Origin of the sequence: Bacillus sp. MD-5, assembly GCF_002201875.1 — a bacterium.
In the GTDB taxonomy this organism is placed as follows: domain Bacteria; phylum Bacillota; class Bacilli; order Bacillales; family Bacillaceae; genus Bacillus; species Bacillus stercoris.
The window spans coordinates 3,311,971-3,334,574 of sequence record NZ_CP021911.1 but is presented as its reverse complement, the minus strand read 5'-3'; the positions used below and the strand labels follow the sequence as shown (position 1 = coordinate 3,334,574).

22 protein-coding genes are annotated in these 22,604 nt (G+C 42.8%); 19 read left to right on the top strand and 3 right to left on the bottom strand.

Translation table 11 applies throughout. The features are described from left to right. The first annotated feature begins 225 nt into the window (after positions 1–225). From cwlO to CDO84_RS16860, 8 genes are all read left to right on the top strand, one after another. Entirely contained in the window at positions 226–1,635 is a 1,410-nt protein-coding gene (gene cwlO / locus CDO84_RS16895) for a peptidoglycan DL-endopeptidase CwlO (protein WP_040081722.1), read from the top strand. A 217-nt stretch (positions 1,636–1,852) separates the two neighbouring features. Continuing rightward, complete coding sequence (gene trxB / locus CDO84_RS16890; protein WP_003228139.1) at positions 1,853–2,803, top strand: thioredoxin-disulfide reductase; 951 nt, start codon at positions 1,853–1,855, stop codon at positions 2,801–2,803. A 318-nt stretch (positions 2,804–3,121) separates the two neighbouring features. After that, complete coding sequence (locus tag CDO84_RS16885) at positions 3,122–3,598, top strand: 8-oxo-dGTP diphosphatase (protein WP_080478281.1); 477 nt, start codon at positions 3,122–3,124, stop codon at positions 3,596–3,598. Positions 3,599–3,622: 24 nt separating this feature from the next. Further along, positions 3,623–4,510: an RNase adapter RapZ gene (gene rapZ, locus CDO84_RS16880; protein WP_003235371.1), complete on the top strand. Its 888-nt coding sequence runs from the start codon at positions 3,623–3,625 to the stop codon at positions 4,508–4,510. Position 4,511: 1 nt separating this feature from the next. After that, positions 4,512–5,465: a gluconeogenesis morphogenetic factor gene (mgfK, locus tag CDO84_RS16875; protein WP_040082505.1), complete on the top strand. Its 954-nt coding sequence runs from the start codon at positions 4,512–4,514 to the stop codon at positions 5,463–5,465. A gap of 22 nt (positions 5,466–5,487) precedes the next feature. Continuing rightward, entirely contained in the window at positions 5,488–6,438 is a 951-nt protein-coding gene (gene whiA / locus CDO84_RS16870; RefSeq protein ID WP_003243775.1) for a DNA-binding protein WhiA, read from the top strand. A 23-nt stretch (positions 6,439–6,461) separates the two neighbouring features. Beyond that, positions 6,462–6,719, top strand: a complete 258-nt coding sequence (locus tag CDO84_RS16865; RefSeq protein WP_003219835.1) for an HPr family phosphocarrier protein — start codon at positions 6,462–6,464, stop codon at positions 6,717–6,719. Next, the gene (locus CDO84_RS16860; protein ID WP_082032946.1) at positions 6,720–7,484 is read left to right on the top strand and encodes an arylamine N-acetyltransferase family protein; all 765 of its coding nucleotides are present in this window, start codon (positions 6,720–6,722) and stop codon (positions 7,482–7,484) included. A gap of 63 nt (positions 7,485–7,547) precedes the next feature. On the opposite strand, the gene CDO84_RS16855 is transcribed toward CDO84_RS16860, so the two are convergent. Continuing rightward, complete coding sequence (locus tag CDO84_RS16855) at positions 7,548–7,748, bottom strand: hypothetical protein (protein ID WP_373569463.1); 201 nt, start codon at positions 7,746–7,748, stop codon at positions 7,548–7,550. 136 nt (positions 7,749–7,884) lie between these two features. Here CDO84_RS16855 and CDO84_RS21595 point away from each other — a divergent pair, with 136 nt between their 5' ends. The 5 genes from CDO84_RS21595 to psdB all read left to right on the top strand — a co-directional run bounded on the left by CDO84_RS21595 (position 7,885) and on the right by psdB (position 13,549). After that, entirely contained in the window at positions 7,885–8,655 is a 771-nt protein-coding gene (locus CDO84_RS21595) for a DUF6973 domain-containing protein (protein WP_043940202.1), read from the top strand. Between the two features lie 339 nt (positions 8,656–8,994). Beyond that, positions 8,995–9,708 carry a two-component system response regulator PsdR gene (psdR, locus tag CDO84_RS16845; RefSeq protein WP_040081726.1) on the top strand — a complete coding sequence of 238 codons (714 nt, stop codon included), beginning with the start codon at positions 8,995–8,997 and terminating at the stop codon, positions 9,706–9,708. Next, positions 9,702–10,772, top strand: a complete 1,071-nt coding sequence (gene psdS / locus CDO84_RS16840) for a two-component sensor histidine kinase PsdS (protein WP_040081727.1) — start codon at positions 9,702–9,704, stop codon at positions 10,770–10,772. Before psdR ends, psdS begins: the two co-directional genes overlap by 7 nt. Before the next feature lie 82 nt (positions 10,773–10,854). Beyond that, positions 10,855–11,634 carry a lantibiotic ABC transporter ATP-binding protein PsdA gene (gene psdA / locus CDO84_RS16835; protein WP_014665486.1) on the top strand — a complete coding sequence of 260 codons (780 nt, stop codon included), beginning with the start codon at positions 10,855–10,857 and terminating at the stop codon, positions 11,632–11,634. Continuing rightward, on the top strand, positions 11,609–13,549 hold the full coding sequence (gene psdB / locus CDO84_RS16830; RefSeq protein ID WP_040081728.1) for a lantibiotic ABC transporter permease PsdB: 1,941 nt from the start codon (positions 11,609–11,611) through the stop codon (positions 13,547–13,549). The genes psdA and psdB overlap by 26 nt, the downstream gene beginning before the upstream one ends. 36 nt (positions 13,550–13,585) lie before the next feature. Here psdB and CDO84_RS16825 read toward each other — a convergent pair whose 3' ends face one another. After that, complete coding sequence (locus CDO84_RS16825) at positions 13,586–14,563, bottom strand: 2-hydroxyacid dehydrogenase (RefSeq protein WP_081483646.1); 978 nt, start codon at positions 14,561–14,563, stop codon at positions 13,586–13,588. Positions 14,564–14,945: 382 nt separating this feature from the next. Between CDO84_RS16825 and CDO84_RS16820 the strand changes: the two genes are divergently transcribed. Both CDO84_RS16820 and CDO84_RS16815 read left to right on the top strand, forming a co-directional pair. Then, a complete protein-coding gene (locus CDO84_RS16820) occupies positions 14,946–15,539 on the top strand; it encodes a beta-class carbonic anhydrase (protein WP_014665483.1) in 594 nt (197 codons plus the stop codon). Positions 15,540–15,557: 18 nt separating this feature from the next. Further along, positions 15,558–17,150, top strand: coding sequence for a SulP family inorganic anion transporter (locus tag CDO84_RS16815; protein ID WP_003228175.1), 1,593 nt, complete (start codon positions 15,558–15,560; stop codon positions 17,148–17,150). Positions 17,151–17,177: 27 nt separating this feature from the next. Here the strand turns inward: CDO84_RS16815 and CDO84_RS16810 are convergent, their stop codons facing one another. After that, a complete protein-coding gene (locus tag CDO84_RS16810) occupies positions 17,178–17,498 on the bottom strand; it encodes a MazG nucleotide pyrophosphohydrolase domain-containing protein (RefSeq protein WP_040081731.1) in 321 nt (106 codons plus the stop codon). 116 nt (positions 17,499–17,614) lie between these two features. Here CDO84_RS16810 and CDO84_RS16805 point away from each other — a divergent pair, with 116 nt between their 5' ends. The 4 genes from CDO84_RS16805 (at position 17,615) to mdxE (ending at position 22,571) form a co-directional block, all read left to right on the top strand. Beyond that, a complete protein-coding gene (locus CDO84_RS16805) occupies positions 17,615–18,190 on the top strand; it encodes an LOG family protein (protein WP_014665480.1) in 576 nt (191 codons plus the stop codon). Positions 18,191–18,389: 199 nt separating this feature from the next. Beyond that, positions 18,390–19,340 carry a LacI family DNA-binding transcriptional regulator gene (locus CDO84_RS16800; RefSeq protein WP_040081733.1) on the top strand — a complete coding sequence of 317 codons (951 nt, stop codon included), beginning with the start codon at positions 18,390–18,392 and terminating at the stop codon, positions 19,338–19,340. Positions 19,341–19,452: 112 nt separating this feature from the next. Continuing rightward, positions 19,453–21,222: a maltogenic alpha-amylase gene (gene mdxD / locus CDO84_RS16795; RefSeq protein ID WP_040081734.1), complete on the top strand. Its 1,770-nt coding sequence runs from the start codon at positions 19,453–19,455 to the stop codon at positions 21,220–21,222. Between the two features lie 95 nt (positions 21,223–21,317). Next, positions 21,318–22,571 (top strand): maltodextrin ABC transporter substrate-binding protein MdxE, encoded by a 1,254-nt coding sequence (gene mdxE, locus CDO84_RS16790; RefSeq protein ID WP_014665477.1) that lies wholly within the window; start codon positions 21,318–21,320, stop codon positions 22,569–22,571. Positions 22,572–22,604: the final 33 nt, after the last annotated feature.

Genomic DNA, 22,604 nt, shown 5'->3' with positions numbered 1-22,604 from the left:
TCGCTAATTTGTCGAAACTTGATGGTATAATGATTCTCGTACATAAGGAATTAGTGTTTTTTACATATGATGTGAAATAAACGCTATACAACCAGAATAAGAGATGCACAGAATAATTAACCATAAACAACCATCATTCCTCGTAGAGTATGAGGAACGAAACTTGATGTTCAAAATACGATTCCAAATGAGGACAGGTTCACAGTAAAAGGGAGGATATAAAAAGTGAGAAAGAGTTTAATTACACTTGGTTTGGCTTCCGTCATCGGGACAAGCAGTTTTTTGATCCCATTTACAAGTAAAACTGCATCGGCGGAAACATTAGATGAAAAGAAACAAAAAATCGAAAGCAAGCAATCTGAGGTTGCATCCAGCATTGAAGCGAAGGAAAAAGAATTAACTGAGCTTCAGGAAAATCAATCAAAGATTGAAAAAGAACTGCAAGACATTAACGCTAAGGCGCTTGATACAAGCAACAAGATCGAAGATAAAAAAGAAGAAAATGATAAAACAAAAGAAGAAATCAAAAAACTGAAAAAAGAAATTAAAGAAACAGAAGCACGCATCGAAAAACGCAATGAAATCCTGAAAAAACGCGTTCGTTCTTTACAGGAAAGCGGCGGATCTCAAGGATACATAGATGTTCTTTTAGGATCAACAAGCTTTGGTGACTTTATCTCTCGTGCGACTGCGGTCTCATCTATTGTGGACGCAGACAAAGATTTAATCAAACAGCAAGAGCAGGATAAAGCGAAGCTCGAAGATTCTGAAGCGGATTTGAATAACAAGCTGAAAGAAGTTCAAGCTGCATTGGTTAAATTAGAAACAATGCAAAAAGACCTTGATAAACAGCTTAATGAAAAAGACAAGCTTTTCGACGAAGCAAAAGCAAGCCAAAAGAAAACGGCTAAAGCGATTTCCGAATTAAAATCAGAAGCGTCTGAACTTGCAAATCAAAAAGCAAATACTGAAGCTGAACAAGCTCGCATCAAAAAAGAACAAGAAGCAGCTGCTGCTTTGATCAAAAAGCAGGAAGAAGCACAAAAAGCATCTGATGAAACACAAACAGATGACAGCCAAACGGCTACAACTGAATCAGCGAAAGCAAGCTCATCTGATGATTCTTCAGACAATTCTTCTAACGGTTCATCAAACAGTTCGTCTAACGGCTCATCTTCTAAGAAGAGCAGCGGCTCAAACAGCAATTCAGGCGGCACTGTTATCAGCAACTCCGGCGGAATTGAAGGCGCGATCAGCGTTGGTTCAAGCATTGTAGGACAATCTCCATACAAGTTTGGCGGCGGGCGCACTCAGTCTGATATCAACAATCGTATTTTTGACTGCTCATCATTCGTACGCTGGGCATACGCTTCTGCAGGTGTTAACCTTGGACCTGTTAGCGGAACGAGCACTGACACTTTAATTAATAAAGGAAGAGCTGTCAGCCCGTCAGAAATGAAGCGCGGAGACTTAGTTTTCTTTGACACATACAAAGTAAACGGTCACGTTGGGATTTATTTAGGAAACGGAACGTTCCTTAATGACAATTCTTCACATGGTGTTTCAATTGATTCTATGAATAACCCTTACTGGAAAAAATACTTCAATGGTAATGTAAGACGTGTTGTTCAATAATAAATAAGACAAGGGCCTTCTATGGACAGAAGGCTCTTTCTTTAATATATACATACCCTTTTGAAATACATTTAATCGCGTTTCAAAAAAAATGAGCAAAAAAATAGCGTATCACCATGAGATTTTATAGGATATGGGTAAGGAATACGTTTGATGGGGATTCTTATCTTATAAGAAAGAGCCCAAACTTGAAAAGATGGTTTAAGGAGTGAATAGTGTGTCAGAAGAAAAAATTTATGACGTGATTATAATCGGCGCGGGCCCTGCTGGGATGACGGCCGCTGTATACACATCAAGAGCGAATTTATCGACATTAATGATTGAAAGAGGAATTCCCGGCGGACAAATGGCCAATACAGAAGATGTAGAAAACTATCCTGGATTCGAAAGTATCCTTGGGCCTGAGCTTTCTAACAAAATGTTTGAACACGCGAAAAAATTCGGCGCTGAATACGCTTATGGCGATATTAAAGAAGTCGTTGACGGCAAAGAGTACAAAGTGGTCAAAGCCGGTTCAAAAGAATATAAAGCGCGTGCCGTCATTATTGCTGCAGGTGCGGAGTATAAAAAAATCGGTGTGCCTGGCGAGAAGGAATTGGGCGGACGCGGTGTATCTTATTGCGCGGTATGTGACGGGGCTTTCTTTAAAGGCAAAGAGCTTGTTGTTGTCGGCGGCGGAGATTCTGCTGTTGAAGAAGGTGTGTACCTGACACGTTTCGCTTCAAAAGTAACGATTGTTCATAGACGTGATAAACTCCGTGCGCAAAGCATTCTTCAAGCGAGAGCATTTGATAATGAAAAAGTTGACTTCCTATGGAACAAAACCGTGAAAGAAATTCATGAGGAAAACGGCAAAGTCGGTAACGTAACGCTTGTCGATACGGTAACCGGTGAAGAAAGTGAATTCAAAACAGATGGCGTATTCATTTACATCGGCATGCTTCCTCTATCTAAACCGTTTGAAAACCTGGGCATTACGAATGAAGAAGGCTACATCGAAACAAACGACCGCATGGAAACTAAGGTTGAAGGGATTTTCGCTGCCGGAGACATTCGCGAAAAATCACTGCGTCAAATCGTAACGGCTACAGGAGACGGAAGCATTGCGGCACAAAGCGTTCAGCATTATGTCGAAGAGCTTCAAGAAACGCTGAAAACCTTAAAATAAAAAGGGCTGTCATACGAGTTTCACATTACGTTACTGGGTTTTAATTCCGCTGTAACACATGTGTAATGCTTTTCGGTTATGATTAATAAAGTAATTGACCCCCTTTTTATAATGAATACACTTTTTTGGCACGGATTCTCCAGTTATCCGTGTCCTTTTTTTGTCCAAAAATAAAAGATGAATGCCGATTACAGCAAAATCATCTGAATTAACGAAAGAATATGCTGTAAAATAGAAGAAAAGATTGTCAATGTCTCTTCATTGTGGGAGGCATCTTGAAGCGGTATAATAAAGAGACGATGACAGGACGAAGGTTAGGTGACGTACTTGCAAAGAGTGACAAATTGTGTGCTTCAGACGGATGACAAAGTTCTTCTGCTGCAAAAGCCGAGACGCGGCTGGTGGGTCGCGCCGGGCGGCAAGATGGAGAGCGGAGAATCAGTCAGAGACTCCGTCATCAGAGAGTACAGAGAAGAGACTGGTATCTATATCATAAATCCTCAATTAAAAGGCGTTTTTACCTTTATTATTAAAGACGGTGACCACATTGTCTCCGAGTGGATGATGTTTACGTTTGTCGCTGATTCTTATACAGGACAAAATGTATCAGAATCCGAGGAAGGCAAGCTGCAGTGGCATGATGTCAATGACATTCAGAGCCTGCCTATGGCCCCTGGAGACGGCCATATCCTTGATTTTATGATGAAGGGACAAGGGCTGCTGCACGGCACATTTACGTATACACCGGACTTTGAGCTGCTCAGTTATCGTTTAGACCCGCAGCATATCAAATAGAAAGACAAGTCAGGGGGGAGAAAGATGAGTGTTAGTGAATCACATGATATTCAGCTTGTCATTATAACCGGAATGTCGGGAGCGGGGAAAACTGTCGCCATTCAAAGCTTTGAAGATCTCGGCTATTTCTGCGTCGATAATCTTCCGCCTTCATTGCTTCCGAAGTTTTTAGAGCTGATGAAGGAATCAAATTCGAAAATGAGCAAAGTTGCGCTCGTGATGGATCTGCGCGGCCGCGAATTTTTTGACAGGCTGATTGAAGCGCTGGATGAAATGGCCGAGAATCCGTGGATCACACCGCGAATTTTATTCCTGGACGCGAAGGATTCCATTCTCGTCACGAGATATAAAGAAACGAGACGCTCGCATCCGCTGGCAGCGACTGGCCTGCCGCTTGAAGGCATTGCGCTGGAACGAGAGCTGCTTGAGGAATTAAAAGGCCGTTCTCAAATCATTTACGATACATCTGACATGAAGCCGCGTGATTTACGCGAAAAAATTGTAAAGCACTTTGCCTCAAACCAAGGAGAGACATTTACCGTAAATGTGATGTCATTTGGTTTTAAATACGGTATCCCGATTGACGCAGATCTCGTCTTTGATGTCAGATTTTTGCCGAATCCGTACTATATCGAAAGCATGCGGCCGCTGACCGGCAAGGATGAAGAGGTTTCCTCTTACGTCATGAAGTGGAATGAAACGCAAAAGTTCAATGAGAAATTAATTGATCTGCTGAGCTTTATGCTTCCATCTTACAAAAGAGAAGGAAAAAGCCAGGTCGTCATTGCGATCGGCTGCACAGGGGGCCAGCACCGCTCTGTGACACTTGCCGAGAATCTAGCTGATTATTTCAAAAAGGATTACTATACTCATGTTACTCACCGGGACATTGAAAAGAGAAGCCGGAAATAAGATGGGACAAAAACCGAAAATCGCAATCTTTGGCGGCGGTACGGGACTTTCTGTATTGCTTCGGGGCCTAAAACATAAACCCGTTGACATCACGGCCATTGTAACAGTTGCCGATGATGGGGGAAGCTCTGGTCGTCTGCGGAATGAACTGAAAATTCCGCCTCCCGGAGACATCAGAAATGTGCTTGCCGCTTTATCCGATGTGGAGCCGCTTGTTGAAGATCTTTTTCAGCACCGCTTCAATAAAGGGAATGACTTAACAGGCCATTCTCTCGGGAATTTGATTTTGGCAGCGATGACAAATATAACCGGTGATTTTTTTCACGCTGTCACAGAAATGAGCAAGGTGCTGAATGTAAGAGGGAAGGTTTTGCCGGCTGCAAATACCAGTGTTGTTTTGCATGCTGAGATGGAGGACGGCCGCGTGGTCTCAGGCGAGTCAACGATTCCGGCATACGGACAGCGCATTAAGCGTGTTTTTCTCACGCCTGAACAGATTGACCCGCTGCCGGAAACGATAGACGTGATCAGGGAAGCGGATTTGATTATTATTGGCCCGGGAAGCCTCTATACAAGCATTCTTCCCAATTTGCTCGTCCCAAAAATTGGGGAAGAAGTGATAAAGGCGCCGGCGAAAAAAGTATACATTTGCAACGTGATGACTCAGCCCGGTGAAACGCTCCATTACACCGCTGCTGATCATGTGAAAGCGCTCAATCAGCATATGGGCTGCGGTTTTATTGATACGATATTAGTGAACAGTGAAGACATTCCCGACGAAATAAAGCGTAAGTACGAAATGGAATCCGCACGTCCTGTTGATTTTGATATTGATGAGCTGAAAGCGATGGGGCTTGAAGTCATCAGAGACCAAATCGTAACGTATAAAAATGACGTAATTCGTCACGATACACATAAAGTGGCCTCTCTTCTTGTTGATTTACTGAAAGAATGAAGCCTTGAAATGAGGTGGCTATATGTCATTTGCATCAGAAACAAAAAAAGAATTAACCAATCTGGAAGTGAAAGACTGCTGCATTAACGCCGAGCTGTCTGCACTCATCCGGATGAATGGAGCTTTATCATTTACAAACCGCCATCTCGTACTCGATGTTCAAACCGAAAACGCGGCGATTGCCCGCCGCATCTATACATTGCTGAAAAAACAATATGACGTGTCGGTCGAGCTGCTGGTCAGAAAGAAAATGCGGCTGAAAAAGAACAACGTCTATATTGTGCGTTTTTCAGAAAATGCAAAAGCGATCTTAGAGGATTTAAAAATACTCGGGGAGAATTTTGTGTTTGAACGAAGTATTTCGAAAGAGCTGGTCAAAAAGAGATGCTGCAAGCGTTCTTATATGAGAGGAGCATTTTTAGCAGGAGGTTCGGTCAATAACCCGGAAACCTCCTCATATCATTTAGAAATCTTCTCTCTTTATAAGGAGCATAACGATTCATTATGTGACCTGTTAAATGAGTTTCAGTTAAACAGCAAAACGCTTGAACGGAAAAAAGGCTACATCACCTATTTAAAAGAGGCTGAAAAGATTACAGAGTTTCTGAACGTAATCGGCGCTCACAACTCGCTTCTGCGATTTGAGGATGTCAGAATCGTCCGGGACATGAGAAATTCGGTCAACCGCCTCGTCAATTGTGAAACAGCCAACTTAAACAAAACGATCGGCGCTTCGCTGAGACAGGTGGAAAATATTAAATACATCGATGAAAGAATCGGCCTGGAGGCGCTTCCTGAAAAACTTCGGGAAATCGCGCAGCTGCGGATTGATTATCAGGAAGTGACGCTGAAAGAGCTGGGGGAAATGGTAGCAAGCGGGAAAATCAGCAAATCAGGGATCAATCACAGGCTGAGAAAACTTGACGAAATCGCAGAACAGCTGCGGACAGGGCAAACCGTCACTTTAAAATAACCGTAAAGAAAAGGGGAGATCTTATGGTTCAACAGAAAGTGGAAGTTCGATTAAAGACAGGACTGCAAGCACGTCCTGCTGCTTTGTTTGTACAAGAAGCAAACCGGTTTACGTCAGATGTGTTTCTTGAGAAGGATGGGAAAAAAGTAAACGCCAAAAGCATCATGGGGCTGATGAGCCTGGCGGTAAGCACAGGCACTGAGGTTACCTTGATTGCCCAGGGAGAAGATGAACAAGAGGCGCTGGAGAAGCTGGCTGCTTACGTTCAAGAAGAAGTTTAGGTGATAAAAATGAGTGACTTTCTAAAAGACTGCTTTCAGAAAATCGGCTGGGAGAAAGACCATGTCAGCTTCGGCGATCTTCCTCTTTTTCTCAAAGCAATGGCATACCGTTTTCCATTTGAAAACCGTGCCGTACTCGCAAAAGAGAATTATAGGGTAACAAAAGAAGATCTGTGGCGCCGCCTGGTCAAAGAACAGCACGGCGGCCTATGCTACGATTTAAATGGCTTCCTTTATTTTGTCTTGCGTGATGCCGGGTTTCATGTGAAGCTCATTCGAGGAACGGTTTATGCAGGCAATCAAGAGGGATGGGCGCTAGAAGGGACGCATGCTGCTGTATTGCTGTCTGCGGAAAACGGCGATTACCTCGTTGATATTGGCTTCGGCATCAACCTGGCGCTTCAGCCGATACCGCTTTCCGGAGAAACGGTACAGTCACCAGTCGGGTCATTCCGAATCAAAAAAGAAGAGACAGAAATGGGCAGCCATTTGCTGCTGATGGACAAAGGAGAAGGCTGGCAAATTGGGTACGCCTTTACCCTTGAAGAGAGCGATCTCTGTGATTTAGATAACATGAAGGACATGATTCACTCTCATGAAAAATCTCCTTTTAACAAATCACCGCTTGCCTCAAAGCTGACACCGAGCGGAAGGATGGTCATGTCAGACCGCCATTTCACGATTCATGAAAACGGCGGTGACATTCAAAAAAGGGATATCGGCCCTTCAGAATTTGAAGAGAAATTAAATACTCATTTTTTGTAACGTAAAAAGCTTGCAGGTTATCTGCAAGCTTTTTTTGTGAACAAAGAAGATAGTTGTGACCTATCAGGAACAAGTATTAATAGCCATATCAAAAGCATCCTCGGGAATATATATTTTACCGTTGTCAATCTTATAAGGAATTTGATTTTCTTTAAAGCATTTTTTGTTATCTTCTGTTACTGTATCTCCCCATTCAGTGAATTTACCTGTGTAATTTTTTTCACAACCAGAAATTATACAGAGGACAGAAATTAACATTAACATTTTTTTCAAATTAATCACCCTCTCACAGTTTATTTCAACTATATCAAAAAATACCTTTTGTGAAAATAATTGTTGATAATACACTTTTGATATGATAAAATTTTACATGTTATTACATTATTTGGAGGTTTAATTTGTGAAAAAGAGTATAATTCTGTTATCAAGTGTAGTAATTTCAGCAACAATTTTTACTTCATCAACGGCTTTAGCCAAAGAGTATTCACCAGATAAACTACAATATTCAAAGACCGAACACACAAAAAAGAATAAATTATATTTAACTGAACAGGAACTCAGAAATACGGACTTCAATATGTTAAGTAAAGTAAATGATCAACTAGAAAAAAAGATTGCTAACAAGAATTATACAGAAGAAGAACTTAATCAAATTGCTGCTAAAGCAATTCAGCAAGCAATTCAAAATAAATCAACTTCTTTTTCAGCTATGGATTACAGTATTCCCGGTTTTGGAGCTTTAACTGATGCAGAGATTCGTTTAGCAAAAAGTAATCCGCTTGAATTTGTGAAGTATGGTAATGCTGCACAAGAAGCTAAAGCGGAAGCGGAAAAATATTATGGTAAAGAACAACTTGGGAAAGGAAATGGAGATGCATTTCGCCATAGTTATTGGAATGCACGTCTAGTACAATCGTTTGGCGGAGGACCAAGCCATGGGTATAATAGAGCAAAAGTATGGGCAACGGCACATGAATCAAAGTCTTCAGGTTTAGATAAACAGATGGATCTTATGAACAATGAAACTGGGAGATTTCTTGCTACTGAAAACTATTATACATATAGTAGCGTAAAATATAGCAGTGTCTTAAGAAGTATGGTTAAACAAGGTAGTCTAGTAAGGATCGTGAATGGTAAGTTAGTAGCTACTAACGGTACTACAGGAAAATAGTTTTTATTTTGGTTTTGTTAGAATATTTTATAGACTTTTTCGCTTGTTGATTATATCCATTTGTTTGGATTTAGTCACAAGCTTTTTTTATTATAAAAAGCACATAACTTAACCAAAGGCAATAAAAAATCATATGAATTTTTTATTAATTGAAAAAGAGAACTTACTAAAAACTGTCAACTATATTATATATTTCGGTTAAAATATCACTTTATTGGCTTTTACAACTTTACCTATTTTGACTGCTTTCTATAGACAATCGCTTGGTTTCCCTTATGCTATAATAATTTTGGAATCTTCTAGAAAAATCATCGTGATGTACATATAAGGGGGATCAACGTGTATCGGATTTTGCTTGTGGAAGATGATGAGCGGATTGCTTCTTTGCTGGGCGGTCATCTTCAAAAATACGGATATGAAGTAAAAATTGCTGAACAGCTGAATGATATAAAATTGGAATTTGCAGAAATGAAGCCTGATCTTGTCCTGCTTGACATCAACCTGCCTTTTTTTGATGGGTTTTATTGGTGCAGGCAAATACGTACGATTTCTAATGCGCCGATTATCTTTATATCAGCACGGACCGATGAGCTGAATCAGGTAATGGCGATTGAAAATGGCGGCGATGATTATATCACAAAGCCGTTCCATCTAGAGGTAGTGATGGCCAAAATCAAAAGAGTCCTGCGCCGCACATATGGTGAATATTCGCCCTCTTTGCCGCAGGAATCAAGAATAGTGGAACTTGGCGGGCTGACGATTTATCCTGATCAGAATGAAGCGGAGTGGAACAGTGTCCGGATTTTGTTTTCCCAAAAAGAATTCCAGCTTCTCTCGATTTTTGTGAGGGAGCATAAAAAAATTGTCTCCCGTGATGTGCTATTGGAGGCGTTATGGGATGACGTTGATTTTGTCGATGACAATACGTTAACGGTCAATGTCAACCGGCTGCGGAGAAAACTGGAGAATGCCGGACTGAAAGATTGTATTTCAACAATCAGAGGACAGGGCTATCAATTTCAAGTCAATCGGAAGGATGAAGCGGAGTGTTAAAGACGTATCTCATTGACCGTTTCGCCATTATACTATTTTCATTATTAGGGATAGGGGCCAGCATGCTGATTGCGTATTTAAGCATCATAGAGAGCGGCGCAGAACCTTCCAAAGAAAATATGATATACATATGGATTTTGCCTGGTGCTCTTTTAGTCGCAGGTTTTGCTGCTGATTACGTTCGGCAATTTTCCTTTCTCACCTATGTCAAAAAGCTTGCAGAACAAGCGTCTGCTGCAAATGACATCGGACAGTCTTTGAAAGCCCGAAAGCCAAGAACAGGAGAGCAAGCGCTTTGGACGAAAATGATCAACGCACTCGGGCAGCAATACGAAAGCAGGCTCTCACAATATATCAATCAGCAAAAGCAGCATTATACCTTCACCAATCAATGGGTCCACCATATGAAAACACCGGTATCCGTCATTTCCTTAATGATTCAGGAAGGAAAAAGCGGAACCGCACCCTCTTTTCCGACGTTTTTAGAGGAGCTGGAGGATGAGAATGAGAGATTTCGCCACGGTCTTGATATGATGCTGCAAACGGCCCGGCTGGAGGAATTCGCCTTTGATGTAAAGCCGCAAACCTTTGATTTGGCCGAAATGGTTCGTTCACTGATCAATCAGGAAAAACGTCAGTTTATTAAACGGCGCCTTTTTCCAACATTACATGTACCGCCAAATGCCGTTCAGATTTCCAGTGATCAAAAGTGGCTTTCCTTTGTTGTCGAGCAAATCCTTTTCAACGCTTTAAAATATTCAAAGCAAGGTGTGGGAGACTCTATTACAATTCGGATTGAAACACAGGGACATGAGACACGATTGTCGGTTGCTGACAAAGGAATCGGCATACCGCCGCAGGATTTGCCGCGGATTTTTAACGCGTTTTTCACCGGAGAAAACGGACGAACCATGAAAGAGGCAACTGGAATGGGCCTTTATTTAGCAAAACAGGTGTGCAGCCGTCTCGGCCATAAGCTGTATGCGGAATCAGAAGAAGGAGCTGGCACTGTGATGACCATCGTGTTTTCAAGTGACACCCTCGTGAATGTGACAGCATTGTAAGGTTGGGGAGCGGAATTGCAAGAAAGTTCGATGGGAGGATGCTGACTTCCTTTTTATAATAAAGAAAAAGGAGGAGCAGAACATGAACGTGTTGCAAACAACGAACCTATCGAAAACGTATTATTCAAATAAAGGGACAATCTCATATCAAGCGCTCAGCGGCTTTGATCTCAGTGTGGCAAAAGGAGAATTTGTCGGGATTATGGGGCCGTCTGGAAGCGGAAAAACCACGCTCCTGAATTTGCTGGCTACCATTGATAAGCCGACGCAGGGCGAGATGATGATCAACGGCATTCAGCCGAAAACGTTAAAGGATCAGGACCTGGCTATGTTTCGCAGAAGAGAACTCGGCTTTGTCTTTCAGGACTTTAATCTGCTTGATACGCTGACAATACGTGAAAATATTCTCTTGCCGCTCGCATTAGATAAGGTAAAGCTGAAAGAAATGGAAGCCCGTTTGGATGAACTGGCGGATACGCTGCAAATTAAGCATATTCTTGACCACCGGACATACGAAGTGTCGGGCGGGCAGCAGCAGCGGGCAGCCTGTGCCAGAGCGATTATTCACAATCCGGCCCTCATTCTTGCAGATGAACCGACAGGAAACCTCGACTCAAAATCGGCAAAGCAAGTGATGAACACACTGGCTCAGCTGAATGAAGAAAAGGAAGCGACGATTTTATTGGTTACGCATGATGCTACAGCGGCAAGCTTCTGTAAACGGATTGTGTTTATTAAAGACGGACGTTTCTTTTCAGAGATTCACAGAGGAACAAACAGGCAGGTGTTTTATCAAAGTATATTGGATACCTTGAGTGTGTTGGGAGGCGATTTTCATGAATTTGAGAACCATCGCCCGTAAAAACATTCTTGGGAATCTGCAACGATATGTCGCCTACTTTTTAAGCTGTGTGTTTGCCGTTTCGGTGTTTTTTGTCTTCACATCTTTTATTTTTCATCCTGATGTCAATGAAGACAATATATATGGCGGAAGCCTTGTCAAAACATGCTTGAGTGCAGCTCTTGTCGTCATCATTGTGTTTTGTATATTTTTCATCACATATTCCAATTCGGCTTTTTTGCAGGCAAGAAAGAAAGAGTTTGGCCTGCTGACGCTGTTTGGCACATCAAAGCAGCAGCTTCGCAAAATGATTTATTATGAGCAATCACTCATTTCTCTTGCAGCGATTGCGGCCGGCATTGGAGCAGGTCTTTTATTTTCAAAACTGTTTTTTATGATCATGACATGGATGCTCAGCGTGAAGGTGCCGATTTCGTTTGCCATTGTACCGAAAGCGTTTGTGATGACAGCTGTCGGTTTTCTCATCCTGTTTCAGACGCTGCTCATTTTATCACTGGGGCGGATTCGGAAGCTGGAAATCATTGAACTGATTAAATCGGCCCAAAAGCCGAAAAGCCTGCCGGTCTATTCGAAATTGCTCACTGTGCTGTCTTTGCTATGTCTTGGCAGCGGTTATTACTTATCTGCAACAGCCAATGCGATCGACATGATGTTTCGTGTCTTTCCAATTTTGATCTTAGTATTGATCGGGACGTATTTCTTTTTTACCCAAAGCAGTGTGGCGTTCTTCCGCATGCTGTACAGAAAGAAAAACAGCTTCTATAAAGGCACGAATATTATTGTGCGTTCCAACATGATATTCAGGCTGAAGGATCATGCACGCATGCTGTTTTTAACCTCTGTCATTACGGCGGTCATACTCACAGCTACAGGTGTCATCTATATGTTTTATTCCGATTTACAAACGCAGGAGGAGCAAAGCATTCCTCAGTCTGTTTCCTGGGTGGAAAAAGACGCGTCGCGATTTCAGGTCATGAAGCCTGAGACGGCTGAGCATACATTGAAAAAAGCTCATGCTGTTATCAAGTATAAGGTGGATACAACAGGGATTCCGGTCACTTTCCAATCAGATTTGCCGTATGGAAACAAGAAAACAGAAACGGAAGCCTTGCTGATTCCAGCAAATATCTATAATCTAGTCGCAAAGGAAAAAGGGCTTCCAGTTATTCATTTACAAGAAAATGAAGCATTTATTAATGTTCCTTTTCAAATGATGGTGAAAGACACATTTGGAGAAGGGGAAACAGCGGCATTTCATATGAAGTCAGGAAAAACACTTTCCTACACAATGAAAAAGCAGCAAAACAAAGGGATATTGATGTCAGTCGATGGAGTCAGCCGTTTATTGGTCGTCAGCGAAAAGAGCTTTGACAGTCTGTCACAGAATGTGCCGCTGAAGGAACAGATGAGAGTGGTAGGTTATGAGCTTGAGAATTGGCAGGAGACGGTGGATGTCTCTGAAAAGCTTGAAAACATGGTGCCGAAAGAACATACATCTGATTTTCAAACGCGTGCTCCAAGCTATCAAATCGTGAAGCAGGGAGTTGCATTAATGCTGTTTATTGGTCTGTTTGTCAGCGTGCTGTTTTTTATCGTGCAAGGAAGCATGCTGTATTTGCGGATGTTTACAGAAATAGAAGATACAAGAGTGCAAGTTTTAGCATTAAAGAGAATGGGAATTACGGACAGAGAGATTCACTCGATCCTTGGAAAACAAATTGGATTTTTGTTCTTCATCCCATTTATTGCGGGCACAATTCACGCCGGCTTTGCGTATGCTGCGTTAAGCAATATGCTGAATTCCAACTTATTTTTTGAGGCAGTAATTGTCATCTTCATTTATTTTGTGTTCCAGGCTGTTTATTATATCGTTACCCGCCATATTTATAAGCGTGCTGTTCTTCAGCGTATGTAATATAAAATCCGGTCTGTATCAGACCGGATTTTTGATTTATTGAAATTCTCTTGTGAGATTTTTCGGTGTTTGTCCTTGAATGGCTGCGATCATATTTTCGGCAGCCTGTTTGCACATGTTGAAGCGCACTTTAGCTGTTGCTGAACCAATGTGAGGAAGCAACGTGACATTATCCAACTGTAAGAGCGGGTTATCTTGGGTAACAGGCTCTTTTTCGTATACGTCTAAGCCGGCTCCTCTGATCCAGCCTTCCTGAAGGGCGCGAATCAGCGCTTTTTCATCAACTGTCTTTCCCCGGGAAATATTGACGAAAATTGCTGAATCCTTCATCATCTTAAATTCACGTTCGCCTATCATATGGTACGTTTCATCTGTTAGCGGCGTAATGAGCAGAATAAAATCAGATTGCTCCAGCAATGTATCAAGCTCAGCGTACTTAACGCCGATGCTGTCTTCCGTTTCTTGTTTGCGATGGCGGTTATGATAAAGCACTTCCATATCAAAACCAAATTTGGCGCGTCTCGCTGCTTGTTCGCCAATTCTACCCATGCCGATAATGCCTAACGTTTGATGATGAACGTCAATGCCGAAAAGCGCTTCCTCTTCAACGGTTCCCCATTTTCCCGCTCTGACAAAACGGTCCAGTTCGGCAACACGTCTGGCAGAAGACAGAATCAAAGAAAAGGCCAGATCTGCTACTGTGTCATCCAGTGTATAAGGTGTATGAGTGCCGACGACTCCTCTTTCTTTCATTGCTTCTATATCGAAGTTATCGTAGCCTACTGATTGGTTGCTGACCACTTTGAGCTTAGGCGCGTGTTCCAGCAATTCACGATTGATTGACGGTCCGGACGTTCCTGACGTTAAAAGCCCTTCCGCATCTTTTAATTTCTCAAATAGCACATCACTCGGAAGCGTATCCTCCTGCCATACTTCATAACGGCAATGTTCACCGATGAATGCTTCAATCTCTTCAGGAATCGGTTTTGTAATAAATACAAATGGTTTCAACAAGGCTCCCCCTTTATTGCTGTTGTCCATTTTATTATATCGGAAATAAATAAATGTTAAAAATATGGCTGCGTCTATTTCAATTTCTGGTTCTTTTGAACTTAAAATGGAGATCGGACAGCTAAATTCGCTTAAAAAAGTTTTTTAATTATCAGAATTCACCTATATTTTTTGTCAGACAAATCATCAATATCGAGTTGGAGCCAGATTATAGGATTCAATAAATATAAATTTTATTATCTTTGAAAGATATAAATGTTTATGTTTTGATTCTACAGTCCAATTATAGTGTCTTTTTTTGAAAGCCTTTTCGCAGTGAATTCCTATGCTATAATTCCTTACTGTAAGCTGGGGAAGAAGGCTTGCAAAATCATATGGATGGGAGATGAATCAAATGGTTTCTTTAACATCAATTTTGGAACACAATCAGCGGTTTGTCAGAGAGAAGAAGTATGAACCGTACAAAACGACAAAGTTTCCTTCAAAAAAGCTCGTCATTGTCACTTGTATGGATACAAGGCTTACAGAACTTCTTCCGCAAGCAATGGGGCTTAGAAACGGTGATGCTAAAATTGTAAAAAACGCGGGAGCCATCGTTTCTCACCCATTTGGAAGCGTGATGAGAAGCATACTGGTGGCGATTTATGAATTGCAGGCTGAAGAGGTATGCATTATCGGCCATCATGAATGCGGAATGTCAGGACTGAATGCTTCCTCAATTCTTGAGAAAGCAAAGGAACGCGGAGTAGAGGATAGCTGCCTGAATTTGCTGACGAGCGCCGGACTTGATTTGAAAACGTGGCTGACCGGTTTTCACAGCGTGGAAGAAAGCGTTTCCCACAGTGTGAATCTGATCAAGAACCATCCGTTGCTGCCGAAAAAGGTGCCGGTACACGGGCTTGTCATTCATCCTGAAACAGGAAAACTAGATGTGGTCATTAACGGTTATGAAACTGAGCTCATAAACACACATTTATAAGGGAGGTTATAGCAAAATATGCGATTCTCAGGGAGATTCAAGGGATACAATTTACAGAAATTTCAGAAAGATTTAATTGCAGGTATCGTAGTAGGTGTCGTGGCAATTCCATTAGGGATGGCGTTTGCCATTGCCTCGGGAGTCGAGCCTGAATATGGGCTGTACACTGTTGTTATAGCTGGGATTTGTATTTCTTTGTTTGGAGGATCCAAATATCAAATTGGCGGTCCGACGGGCGCCTTTGTCCCGATTCTTTTCGGCATTATCATGCAGTATGGCTTGGAAAATCTGCTGATTGCGGGGTTTATGGCAGGAGTGATGCTGGTGCTGTTCGGGCTGTTTAAGCTCGGAAAAATAATGAAATTCGTGCCGAAACCCGTTATCGTCGGTTTTACAGCCGGAATTGCCGTGCTGATCTTTACGGAACAAATCGCTAATTTTCTCGGATTGAGAAATGTTGAAAAACATGAGAACTTTCATCACAACATGTTTGAAATTGTGCAGCAGCTCGGCACCTTTAACGTGTATGCCATTTTGACAGCTGTGATCGGGCTCGTCATTTTGCTTGTATCCGCCAAGGTGATGCCTAAAGTGCCGGGCGCTTTGTTGGCGCTTCTTATTTCCACAGTGGTCGCGGTTGTCTTTTTCCCTGACCGCATGGCAACGATTGGGTCAACTTATGGAGAAATCCCCCGCCATTTGCCTGAATTTCAGTTTCCTGAGCTTACTCTGGATAAAATGGTCATGCTGTTTCCGGCAGCGCTTGTCATCGCGCTTCTTGGAGGACTTGAGTCGATTTTGTCGGCAATGGTCGCTGATAACATGAAGGGCTCAAAGCATGACAGCAACAAAGAGCTTGTCGGCCAGGGGATTGCGAATATGGCAGCGCCCTTGTTTGGCGGAATCCCGGCTACAGGAGCGATTGCGAGAACGGCGACCAATATAAAAAACGGAGCGGTTTCCCCCGTTTCCGGCGTCGTTCACGGTGTAGTCGTTCTCCTTGTCCTGCTTGTATTCGCGCCTTATGCCTCCCATGTGCCGCTTGCCAGTATGGCACCGATTCTTATGGTGGTGGCGTGGAATATGAGTGAGCGCAAGGAAGTCGCAAATATGCTGAGACTGAAAAACGCTGATTCCTTTATTTTGGCGGCGACCTTCGCCCTCACGGTTCTGTTTGACTTAATCATCGGTGTGGCAACCGGATTGCTGCTTGCATTCGTGTTCTTTATCAGAAGAATGAGCGAAGCGACCCGCATCCACAATCAGGAATCGCATCCTGTTCTGGCGAAGAGAGAAGATCCATCTGTCAGCATGTATGCAATAGAAGGGCCGCTGTTTTTCGGATCAATTGATTCGCTTGAATCGTCATTGCTGGAGCATGTACAGAAAAAACCGAAAACCCTCATCCTGCTCATGAATAAGGTGCACTATATGGATACGTCAGCTGAAGCGGTGCTAGGGAACATTATGAATCGAATTAAGCGCCACAATGGAAAGCTGATGATTGTAGGATTACAATCGCAGCCGAAGGAGCTGCTGCATAAAACAGGCCTTTTTCACAAAATAGGAAAACAGCATTTCTTTGATCACCATGATGAAATCACAGGTTAAAAAAAGCGGCCATTGCGGCCGCTTTTTTTATGCATGCTCAAATCGTTTTGTCAGTTTTTCTTGGTGGGCCTTCATGACGTCTTCTAAAGAGACACCATACATATCAGCAAGAATGGCGATATTTCCGATGACATCTCCCATTTCTTCGATCAATTCTTGTTTTTTCTCAGCGCGTGACGATTCTTTCTCATCCGGCCGGTCTCTGCCAATTTCATACGCCCTCACAGCCCGGGCCAGTTCTCCGGCTTCCTCCATTAAAAAGCCGACCCGAATAAACGGCCCGTATTCTGTCCAGCCTCTTTTTTCGTAAAACTCTTTCATCCATTTTTCTGCATCAGCCAGCTGCAACATCATCACTCCTGCATTCTTTATGTATTTCATATTGATATTATCACATGAAGATGGGACAATATATAGTGTCTTTCGGGATATTTAACACGATATATAGATGCGGAGATGACAAGATGAAAACCATTTGTGTATTTGCAGGGTCAAACCCAGGGGGAAATGAAGCGTATAAAAGAAAAGCGGCAGAGCTTGGCACGTACATGGCTGAGCAGGGAATCGGGCTTGTCTATGGGGGCTCCCGCGTAGGCTTGATGGGCACGATTGCTGACGCGATTATGGAAAACGGCGGAACTGCAATCGGGGTCATGCCGAGCGGTTTGTTCAGCGGGGAGGTTGTTCATCAAAACCTGACTGAGCTGATTGAAGTAAACGGGATGCATGAACGAAAGGCCAAAATGAGCGAACTGGCGGACGGCTTTATCTCGATGCCGGGAGGGTTCGGTACATATGAAGAATTATTTGAAGTGCTTTGCTGGGCGCAGATCGGCATCCACCAAAAACCAATCGGACTGTACAATGTAAATGGATATTTTGAACCGATGATGAAAATGGTGAAATACAGCATACAAGAAGGGTTTTCTAACGAATCGCACCTAAAGCTGATTCACAGCTCATCACGGCCGGATGAGTTAATTGAGCAAATGCAAAATTATTCTTATCCGATTTTAGAGAAAAAGTGGACGGAAATTTAAAAAGGTCCTTTCTTGTGAATAGCGTATTTGGTCTAATTGCCGGGCAGAGAATGTATTAAAAACCGAGTTTTTTAACAATGTGAGGTTTCCAGAAGGAAATCTCTTTTTTATTTCTCTTTTGCCTGTATTGTATATTTAGCAGTAATAGAGGACTTTTTCACTAGTTTGGATAATAAGCACAGTTAAGGAGGGGATGAAAATGGCAACGTTGTCAGATGTGGCAAAAAAAGCTAATGTTTCGAAAATGACGGTATCACGAGTGATCAATCACCCTGAGACGGTGACAGATGAATTGAAAAAGCTTGTTCATTCTGCGATGAAAGAGCTGAATTACATCCCTAATTATGCGGCAAGAGCGCTCGTGCAAAACAGAACACAGGTTGTAAAACTATTGATTCTTGAGGAAATGGATACGACAGAACCATATTACATGAACCTGCTGACCGGAATCAGCAGGGAGCTGGATCGCAATCACTATGCTCTCCAGCTTGTGACAAGAAATTCTCTCAATATTGGCCAATGTGACGGCATTATTGCCACCGGCTTGAGAAGGACTGATTTTGAAGGTGTAATAAAAGCGTTTGAGAAGCCGCTCGTCGTATTCGGGCAAAATGAAATGGGCTATGACTTTATCGATGTGAATAACGAGAAAGGCACTTTTATGGCAACCCGACATGTGATGGGGCTGGGTGAGCGGGAGGTGGTCTTTTTTGGCATTGATTTAGATGAGCCTTTCGAACGTGCAAGAGAACAGGGGTATATACGGGCGATGAATAAAAGCTTTAAAAAGACGAATATGTTTCGGGTCGACAACAGTTCTACGAAAAGTGAAGGCCTTGCAAGAGAACTGCTGACATCCATGGACAATCAGGCGGCATTTGTCTGCGCATCTGATCGAATCGCGCTCGGCGTCATTCGTGCGGCACAATCGCTTGGAAAGCGAATTCCAGAAGATGTGGCGGTTACCGGGAATGACGGTGTGTTTCTTGATCGCATCTCCTCACCGCGGTTGACTACGGTCAGACAGCCTGTTGTTGAAATGGGAGAAGCCTGTGCGAAAATGTTGCTGAAAAAAATGAATGAAGACGGTGCTGCTCAAGGAAGCCTATTTTTTGAACCAGAGTTAATTGTACGAGAATCAACGCTGTAAGCGCCTTATTCTGTTATCGGTAACAGGGGGAAAAGGATTGTTCCTGCTATTCCGTCATGATACTTTCAAACTATGAGCCGGCTTCAATAACACGGAAATCAAAGGGGGAAACATGATGGAATATGCAGCGATTCACCATCAGCCATTCAGTACTGATGCTTATTCTTATGATGGGCGGACAGTGCATATCAAGATTCGGACGAAAAAAGATGATGCAGATCACATTCGAGTCATTTGGGGTGATCCCTATGAGTACAACGACGGCAGCTGGTCTGCAAACGAGCAGCCGATGAAGAAAATTGCCGCAACAGACGTGCATGACTATTGGTTTGCTGAAGTGGTGCCGCCATTTAGGCGTTTACAATATGCGTTTGTTGTAACAGACGATCATGAAGATATCTTTTTCGGAAGCTCGGGTGTATGCCCTTATAACGAAAAAACATTGGAGACGATCCATTATTATTTTAAATTTCCATTTGTTCATGAGGCTGATACATTTCAAGCGCCTGAATGGGTCAAGTCAACGGTTTGGTATCAAATTTTTCCGGAGCGGTTTGCAAATGGACGAGAAGACTTGTCACCGAAGAATGCATTGCCGTGGGGGAGCAAGGACCCGGGCGTCAATGATTTTTTTGGAGGAGATTTGCAAGGGATTGTTGACAAGCTTGATTATTTAGAGGATTTAGGGGTGAACGGCATTTATCTGACGCCGATCTTTTCCGCGCCTTCTAATCATAAATACGACACGCTGGATTACTTTTCTATTGATACTCATTTTGGGGATCCCGAGCTTTTTCGTACATTGGTCAGCCAGCTTCATCAGCGGGGGATGAGAATTATGCTAGATGCGGTTTTTAACCATATAGGAAGCGCATCTCCGCAATGGCAGGATGTCCTCAAAAACGGAGCTCAATCCCGCTATAAAGACTGGTTCCATATTCACTCTTTTCCTGTCACAGAAGACAATTATGACAGGTTTGCTTTTACAGCTGATATGCCGAAGCTAAACACGGCGAATCCCGAGGTGCAGAAATATTTGCTTGATATTGCTTTGTACTGGATTCGGGAATTTGACATTGACGGCTGGCGTTTGGATGTCGCAAATGAAGTGGATCATGTTTTTTGGAAGACATTCAGGAAGGCTGTATCAGCAGAAAAGCCTGATGTTTATATTTTAGGTGAGATCTGGCATTCTGCCGAACCCTGGCTTAGAGGGGATGAATTTCATGCGGTGATGAACTACCCTTTTACAGAACCTATGAATGAATACTTTGCTGACCAGACGATCCCAGCCTCACGTATGGCTCACCTTGTCAATGCACATTTGATGAATGGGATGAAGCAGGCCAATGAGGTGATGTTTAATTTACTGGATAGCCATGATACAAAGCGTCTTTTGACCAGATGCCGCAATGATGAGAAGAAAGCACGCGCGTTGCTGGCCTTTATGTTTGCCCAGACAGGCTCACCATGCATCTATTACGGAACGGAAATCGGGCTGGACGGCGAAAATGATCCATTATGCCGGAAATGTATGGTTTGGGAAACGGAAAAGCAAAACCAGGACATGCTGCGATTTATGAAACGGTTAATTGCTTTACGCAAGCAGGAAAACACTTTGTTGACTGAAGGACATCTTGAGTGGAATCTGCTGGATGACAAAAATGATTTTATCAGCTTTTCGCGGACTCTCGATGAAAAAATACTGATTTATTTCTTTAATCAGGGGAATGCGGTTCAACACGTCAGTTTACTAGAATTGAATATTGAAAGGAATAAGAAAATCTGCGATGCATGGACAGAGCAGCCGCTTCATCATCACGATGTCATTGCCGTTCAGCCGGGGGAATTTTTGATTTTGAGTGCTGCCGCCCCAGTATAACATTCTGTTATCGGTAACAAATCGAAAGTTGTTGTAACCGCTTTCTGAAGGGCAATACAATTGTTATAGTTTCGTAAATAGAAGGGGGAAAAGAGATGATTCTTTTTAAAAAGGGGTTCGCCATATTGGCGGCATCATTTCTGGCAATCAGCCTTGCCGCCTGCTCAAGTTCAAAAAATCCAGCAAGCGCTGATGGCAAAAAGGTGCTGACTGTGTCTGTCGAGGAAACGTATAAAGAATACATTGAAAGCATCAAAGCAAAGTTTGAAAAAGAGAATGATGTCACAGTAAAAATTGTTGAAAAGCAAATGTTCGAACAGTTGGAAGCGCTTCCTCTTGATGGCCCGGCGGGTAACGCGCCTGATGTTATGCTTGCTGCATATGACCGGATCGGCGGTTTGGGACAGCAGGGGCATTTGCTCGACATTAAGCCCTCTCATACAAAGAGCTTTGGAGAGAAAGAAATGCAGCAGGTGACAGTTGACGGCAAAGTGTACGGAATGCCGCTAGTCATTGAGACACTTATTTTGTATTACAACAAAGATCTTTTAAAAACAGCACCCAAAACATTTAAAGACCTTGAAAAGTTAATGGAGGATCCTCGATTCGCGTTTGCTTCGGAAAAAGGAAAATCAACCGGATTTTTAGCAAAATGGACTGACTTTTATATGTCGTACGGCTTATTGGCTGGATACGGCGGATATGTATTTGGAAAAAACGGCACAGATTCCGGGGACATCGGCCTGAACAACAAAGGGGCTGTGGAAGCGGCGAAATATGCAGAGAAATGGTTTAAAACCTATTGGCCGAAAGGAATGCAAGACAATTCAAGCGCAGACGACTTTATTCAACAGATGTTTTTAGAAGGCAAAGCGGCTGCGATCATTGGCGGACCGTGGTCAGCTGCCAACTATAAAGAAGCTAAATTGAACTACGGAGCGGCTCCCATTCCGACATTGCCAAATGGAGAAGAATACGCCCCTTTTGCCGGCGGGAAGGGCTGGGTTGCCTCGAAATATACAAAAGAACCCGAGCTGGCTGAAAAATGGATTGAGTATGCTACAAATGATGCCAATGCTTACGCTTTTTATGAGGATACAAACGAAGTTCCAGCCAACACTGCTGCAAGGAAGAAAGCTGATGAGCAAAAGAATGAACTGACGTCAGCTGTGATTAAACAATATGAAACAGCAACGCCGACTCCAAATATTCCAGAAATGGCTGAGGTATGGACAGGAGCGGAAAGTTTGATTTTTGATGCAGCTTCAGGAAAAAAATCCACACAAACAGCAGCGGATGATGCTGTAAACACCATAAAGGAAAATATTAAAGAAAAGTATGTGAAATAAAACGGCGGGATAGCGTCCGGAGAATAGAGGGCG

Coding starts and splice junctions, on each gene's coding strand:
- CDO84_RS16865 (WP_003219835.1), top strand. CDS start 6,462: ATGGTTCAACAGAAAGTGGAAGTTCGATTAAAGACAGGACTGCAAGCA.
- CDO84_RS16820 (WP_014665483.1), top strand. CDS start 14,946: ATGAATCAAATGGTTTCTTTAACATCAATTTTGGAACACAATCAGCGG.
- CDO84_RS16815 (WP_003228175.1), top strand. CDS start 15,558: ATGCGATTCTCAGGGAGATTCAAGGGATACAATTTACAGAAATTTCAG.
- CDO84_RS16800 (WP_040081733.1), top strand. CDS start 18,390: ATGGCAACGTTGTCAGATGTGGCAAAAAAAGCTAATGTTTCGAAAATG.
- CDO84_RS16855 (WP_373569463.1), bottom strand. CDS start 7,748: ATGTTAATGTTAATTTCTGTCCTCTGTATAATTTCTGGTTGTGAAAAA.
- rapZ (WP_003235371.1), top strand. CDS start 3,623: ATGAGTGTTAGTGAATCACATGATATTCAGCTTGTCATTATAACCGGA.
- psdB (WP_040081728.1), top strand. CDS start 11,609: ATGAATTTGAGAACCATCGCCCGTAAAAACATTCTTGGGAATCTGCAA.
- mgfK (WP_040082505.1), top strand. CDS start 4,512: ATGGGACAAAAACCGAAAATCGCAATCTTTGGCGGCGGTACGGGACTT.
- mdxD (WP_040081734.1), top strand. CDS start 19,453: ATGATGGAATATGCAGCGATTCACCATCAGCCATTCAGTACTGATGCT.
- CDO84_RS16805 (WP_014665480.1), top strand. CDS start 17,615: ATGAAAACCATTTGTGTATTTGCAGGGTCAAACCCAGGGGGAAATGAA.
- whiA (WP_003243775.1), top strand. CDS start 5,488: ATGTCATTTGCATCAGAAACAAAAAAAGAATTAACCAATCTGGAAGTG.
- mdxE (WP_014665477.1), top strand. CDS start 21,318: ATGATTCTTTTTAAAAAGGGGTTCGCCATATTGGCGGCATCATTTCTG.
- psdA (WP_014665486.1), top strand. CDS start 10,855: ATGAACGTGTTGCAAACAACGAACCTATCGAAAACGTATTATTCAAAT.